Source organism: Streptomyces sp. WY228, from assembly GCF_019287315.1.
GTDB lineage: Bacteria > Actinomycetota > Actinomycetes > Streptomycetales > Streptomycetaceae > Streptomyces > Streptomyces caviscabies.
Genome location: NZ_CP079114.1, coordinates 787,338 through 792,445, shown reverse-complemented (window position 1 = coordinate 792,445; position 5,108 = coordinate 787,338). Strand labels below are relative to the sequence as shown.

Here is a 5,108-nt window from a genome sequence, read left to right as displayed (position 1 = left end):
CGGCCGTCGCCCCCCGCTCCTGGACCGCCCGATGGTCCTCCCTCGGGCCCTCCTCTCCGGGCGACGCCTCGCGGTGCCGCCCGTGCGACCACATGACCCGAGCCGCACGCCCGCGCGGCATGACGCTCTGGAGCGACCTCGATGCCGGACTCTGACGCACGTCCCTCGGACGCCCCTGGGCCGAGCGCTCACGGTGGCGCGACGGAAGGCCGGGCCCGGACGCCTGACGCCGGGGTGGTCGCCGTCGGCGACCCGGGCTTTCCGGTCCCGCCCGCGGACATGGTCGCGGCAGCCCGTATCGCGCCGGACCACTGGCTTTCGGTGACCGACCGACACTGGCTGGGCGAGAACGACGAGGAACCGGCGCCCCCATGGGCCGTCCTCGGCCGCTGGCGCAGTGATGCGCGCGGCCGGATCGTGGAATGGGAGCCCAACCCGGACTATCGTCCCTCGCCCGCCGCACGGGGCTGGGCCCCACCGGTCAGCGACGCCGACGCCGCCGTACAGCTGGCCTCCACCGGGTACGGTCCCGCGTCGGACGTGGCCCTGGCGCTCGCCGAGGCCGCGGCGGTGGCCGTCTGCGTGGGCGAGGACGGCCGACCGGGGTGGACACGTCTCCCCGGCGGCGCCCTCGCACTGCCGGTCTTCCCGGAGTCCCCGCAGGCGCCACCGGACCGGTTCCCCCCGCATGTGATGATGACGCTGTCCGAACTCCTCGACCTGCTTCCGCCCGGACGGGACGTGATGTTCCTCAGCGCGTCCGCCCCGGCGGCCCAGCTGGTGGCTGCGGACGAACTGCGGGCGCGGTGGGAGGAGACGGCACCGGCCCCGGCCGGCGGAACCGAAACCCCCGATGCAGGCACCCCCGGTGAACGAGGAGACCATGACTGAGCCCGGCGTCCGGACATCCACCTCCGCTCTGGATCCCGCGCCCCCCGAGGAGTTCGTGGAGGCCGCCCGTCTGGCACCCGACCACTGGCTCTACCTGGCCGACCCTGCCTGGCAGGGTGACGGGCCGCCACCGGAGTGGGCCGTGGTCGGCCAGTGGCGCTCCGACTCGACGGGAGAGATCGTGGAGTGGGAGGACAACGAGGCGTACCGCCCGTCGCCGGAGGCAATGGGGTGGCCGGAGCCGGCCGACGCGGTGGACCGTGCCGTCCAGCTCGCCACCACCGGGTACGGTCCGGCCGAGGACGTCACCGCCGCACTGGCCGGGGCCGAGGTCGCGGTACCGGTCACGGCGGACGGCGTTCCGGTGAGCGCGTCGGCACCCGACGGCACGGCAGTCGTCCCCGTGTACACCTCCGAGCGCTACCTCCGGAGCATCGGGCAGCTGGCATCCGTCACGCTGCCGGTTTCGGAACTGCTCACCAGAATCCCCTCCGGACACCGTCTGTTCCTCAACAGTTCGGCGGCTGTCGGCATGGTGCTGGCCACGGAGGGGCTTGCGGAGATCCTGGCGGAAGGGATCGGGGCTCCGGCGTCCCGGCCATGAAAAGAGCGCACAGCCGAGGGCGTCCACCGGGGCCGGAATCGGCCCCACCGCCGGAGCCTCTCCTCCTGCGCGCAGGAGGAGAGGCAAGGGCTGTCAGACCAGGTCGAAGCGGTCCAGGTCCATGACCTTGGTCCAGGCCGCGACGAAGTCCGTCACGAACTTCTGCCGCGCGTCGTCGCTCGCGTACACCTCGGCGAGGGCACGGAGCTCGGAGTTGGAGCCGAAGACCAGGTCGGCACGGGTGCCGGTCCACTTGACCTTGCCGGACGCGTCCCGGGCCTCGAACTCGTCCTGCGCCGACGACGTGGACTTCCAGGTGATGCCCAGGTCGAGCAGGTTCACGAAGAAGTCGTTGGTCAGCGTGCCCGGGCGGTCGGTGAGGACGCCGTGCTTCGAGCCGCCGGTGTTGGCGCCCAGCACCCGCAGACCGCCGACCAGGACGGTGGTCTCCGGGGCGCTCAGCGTCAGCAGGTTCGCCCGGTCCAGGAGCAGGTACTCGGCGGGCAGCCGGGCCGCCTTGCCGACGTAGTTGCGGAAGCCGTCGTACGCCGGTTCCAGGGCGGCGAAGGACTCGACGTCCGTCTGCTCCTGCGAGGCGTCGACCCGGCCCGGGGTGAACGGCACCTCCACCTCGACACCGGCGTCCTTGGCCGCCTGCTCGACGGCCGCGCCGCCCGCGAGGACGATCAGGTCGGCCAGCGAGACCTGCTTGCCGCCCTTGGCGTTGAAGGACTCCTGGATGCTCTCCAGCGCGCGGACGACCTGGGCCAGCTCGTCCGGGTCGTTCGCCTCCCAGCCGCGCTGCGGCTCCAGACGGACCCGGGCGCCGTTGGCGCCGCCGCGCTTGTCGCTGCCGCGGAAGGAAGAGGCCGAGGCCCAGGCGGCGGAGACCAGCTGCGCCACCGTCAGGTCCGTGGCGAGCACCTGCTCCTTGAGCGCGGCGATCTCCGCGGCGTCCAGCGGCTCACCGGTCCGCGCGGGCAGCGGGTCCTGCCACAGCAGCACCTCGGAGGGCACCTCCGGGCCCAGGTAGCGCTGGATCGGGCCCATGTCACGGTGCGTCAGCTTGTACCAGGCGCGGGCGAAGGCGTCCGCGAACTCTTCCGGGTTCTCGTGGAAGCGGCGCGAGATCTGCTCGTACGCCGGGTCGAAGCGCAGCGACAGGTCGGTGGTGAGCATCTGCGGCTTCTGCTTCTTCGACGCGTCGTGCGCGTGCGGGATGGTCGCCTCCGCGTCCTTGGCGACCCACTGGTGCGCGCCGGCGGGGGACTTGGTCAGCTCGTACTCGTAGGCGAAGAGGTTGTGGAAGAACTCGTTGCCCCACTGCGTCGGCGTGCTGGTCCAGGTCACCTCCAGACCGCTGGTGATGGCGTCGCCGCCCTTGCCCGACTTGTACGAGCTGCGCCAGCCGAGGCCCTGCTCCTCCAGCGGGGCGCCCTCCGGGTCCGCGCCGACGCTCTCGGCCGGGCCCGCGCCGTGCGTCTTGCCGAAGGTGTGGCCACCGGCGATGAGGGCGACGGTCTCCTCGTCGTTCATCGCCATCCGGCGGAAGGTCTCGCGGATGTCGCGGGCGGCCGCGATCGGGTCCGGGTTGCCGTTGGGGCCCTCGGGGTTGACGTAGATCAGGCCCATCTGGACCGCGCCGAGCGGGTTCTCCAGCTCACGGTCGCCGGTGTAGCGCTCGTCGTCGAGCCAGGTGGTCTCCGGGCCCCAGTAGACGTCCTCCTCCGACTCCCAGACGTCCTCGCGACCACCGGCGAAGCCGAAGGTCTTGAAGCCCATGGTCTCCAGGGCGACGTTGCCGGTGAGGATCAGCAGGTCGGCCCAGGACAGCGCCTGGCCGTACTTCTTCTTGACCGGCCACAGCAGCCGGCGGGCCTTGTCCAGGTTGCCGTTGTCCGGCCAGCTGTTCAGCGGGGCGAACCGCTGCTGACCTGCGCCCGCGCCACCGCGGCCGTCGCTGATGCGGTACGTGCCGGCGCTGTGCCAGGCCATCCGGATCATCAGCGGTCCGTAGTTGCCGAAGTCGGCGGGCCACCAGTCCTGCGAGGTGGAGAGCACCTCGGCGATGTCCCGCTTCACCGCGGGCAGGTCGAGCGCCTCGAACGCGGCCGCGTAGTCGAAGTCCGCGCCGAGCGGGTTCGCCACGGCGGGGTTCTTGGCGAGGATCTTCAGGTTGAGGCGGTCCGGCCACCACTGGCGGTTTCCGCCGCCCTGCGTGGGGTGCGGCGCGCGGCCGTGCGCCACGGGGCAGCCGCTCGCCTGCGCCTCGGGCACCTCGGGGACGGCCGTCTCGGGCGAATCCGGGGTGACGGGGTCGAAGACGTGCGACTCGTGGTTCTCGGTCATGAGCAATCCTTCCGGACCCGGCGGGTCGTGGGGCGCTGAACGGGGGAGGAGGATTCGGGCCGTGCAGAAGGGGGCACGCTGTGTGCCGGGGACTCACCGCGGGTCGTCCGAACGCCTCACGGACCACCGGACCGGACGGTCCCGGGCGGTGTGGCGAGGACGGCACCTGGCCGGCCGGCGGCGCTGTGCGGTCGACCGGCGGAGCCCCGCCGCGTGTCTCTGCTGCAGTACCGGAGTCTTCCTGTCTCTTGGATGTCGCCGGGATCGATCCTACGATGGACTTCGTCCAAGTCAAGAAGTGCGCTAAAACTACAATGGTCGAGGCGTGTGTCGTCGGATCTTCCGAGGCCGTACGTCCCCCGCGAACCGGAGCAGGTGAGACGAGATGAGTGACCTCCTTGAGCGGCTGCGGAGCCGTGGCTGGCGGTTGACCTCGCAGCGGCGCGTCGTCGCGGAGGTCCTCGACGGCGACCATGTGCACCTGACGGCGGACGAGGTGCACCTGCAGGCCGCCGCACGACTGCCCGAGATCTCCCGCGCGACCGTCTACAACACGCTGGGCGAGCTCGTCGCGCTCGGCGAGGTGCTGGAGGTCTCCACCGTGGGCCGGGCCAAGCGCTACGACCCGAACGCGCGCCGCCCCCACCAGCACCTGGTGTGCTCCGGCTGCGGCACGGTCCGCGACGTCCACCCGGCCGGCAACGCCATCGGCGACCTGCCCGAGGCCGAGCGGTTCGGCTTCGCCGTCGGCTCGGTGGAGATCACCTACCGCGGCTTGTGCCCGTCCTGCGCCTGAGTGTGCGACAGCGTCGCCTTAGGGTGTCGGCATGTCGCTGAGCCACATGGTCCTCACGTCCGGCCGTACGATCCGGCTCACCGAGCTGCGGATGTCCTCGACCTACGGCGGCATGCTGGAGGGCTACCCGTGCAAGCGCGTCAACGACCTGAGGGTCGGCTGGCTCCAGCGGCAGGCCGAACGCGAGTATTCCGCCATGCGGGTCCATTGCGTCGAGCCCTCCCGTGAGTACCCGGACGGGACCCCGGGCGCCTTCGGGCCCGTCGAGGTGCTTCCTCCCGTGGCGTGCATCGGCGCCTTCGACTCCTCGGCGCTCGACCCGGCCATGGACGGTTCCGCCCTGGTCGTCGCCTGGTTCCAGGCTACGACGGAGGTGCCGGCGGGCGAGGACGCCGATGCCGCGCTGCGTGGGCTCCGCTGGGAGCGACTGGCCGAGGACTACGAGCTGTAGCGGCGCGTGCTCCCGAC

General features: G+C 71.9%; 5 protein-coding genes. 4 read left to right on the top strand and 1 reads right to left on the bottom strand.

Going from position 1 to position 5,108, the window contains the following annotated elements:
- The first annotated feature begins 141 nt into the window (after positions 1–141).
- Together KV381_RS03320 and KV381_RS03315 are read left to right on the top strand one after the other, a co-directional pair.
- Positions 142–891, top strand: coding sequence for a type VII secretion system-associated protein (locus tag KV381_RS03320; RefSeq protein ID WP_107422392.1), 750 nt, complete (start codon positions 142–144; stop codon positions 889–891).
- Positions 884–1,495, top strand: a complete 612-nt coding sequence (locus tag KV381_RS03315) for a type VII secretion system-associated protein (RefSeq protein ID WP_218784438.1) — start codon at positions 884–886, stop codon at positions 1,493–1,495. Before KV381_RS03320 ends, KV381_RS03315 begins: the two co-directional genes overlap by 8 nt.
- 93 nt (positions 1,496–1,588) lie before the next feature.
- On the opposite strand, the gene katG is transcribed toward KV381_RS03315, so the two are convergent.
- Positions 1,589–3,844 (bottom strand): catalase/peroxidase HPI, encoded by a 2,256-nt coding sequence (gene katG, locus KV381_RS03310; protein ID WP_086777200.1) that lies wholly within the window; start codon positions 3,842–3,844, stop codon positions 1,589–1,591.
- Between the two features lie 385 nt (positions 3,845–4,229).
- On the opposite strand from katG, the gene KV381_RS03305 reads away from it, so the two are divergent.
- Together KV381_RS03305 and KV381_RS03300 are read left to right on the top strand one after the other, a co-directional pair.
- Positions 4,230–4,640: a Fur family transcriptional regulator gene (locus KV381_RS03305; RefSeq protein ID WP_030081500.1), complete on the top strand. Its 411-nt coding sequence runs from the start codon at positions 4,230–4,232 to the stop codon at positions 4,638–4,640.
- A gap of 31 nt (positions 4,641–4,671) precedes the next feature.
- Positions 4,672–5,091, top strand: a complete 420-nt coding sequence (locus tag KV381_RS03300) for a hypothetical protein (RefSeq protein ID WP_218784436.1) — start codon at positions 4,672–4,674, stop codon at positions 5,089–5,091.
- Positions 5,092–5,108 lie beyond the last annotated feature (17 nt).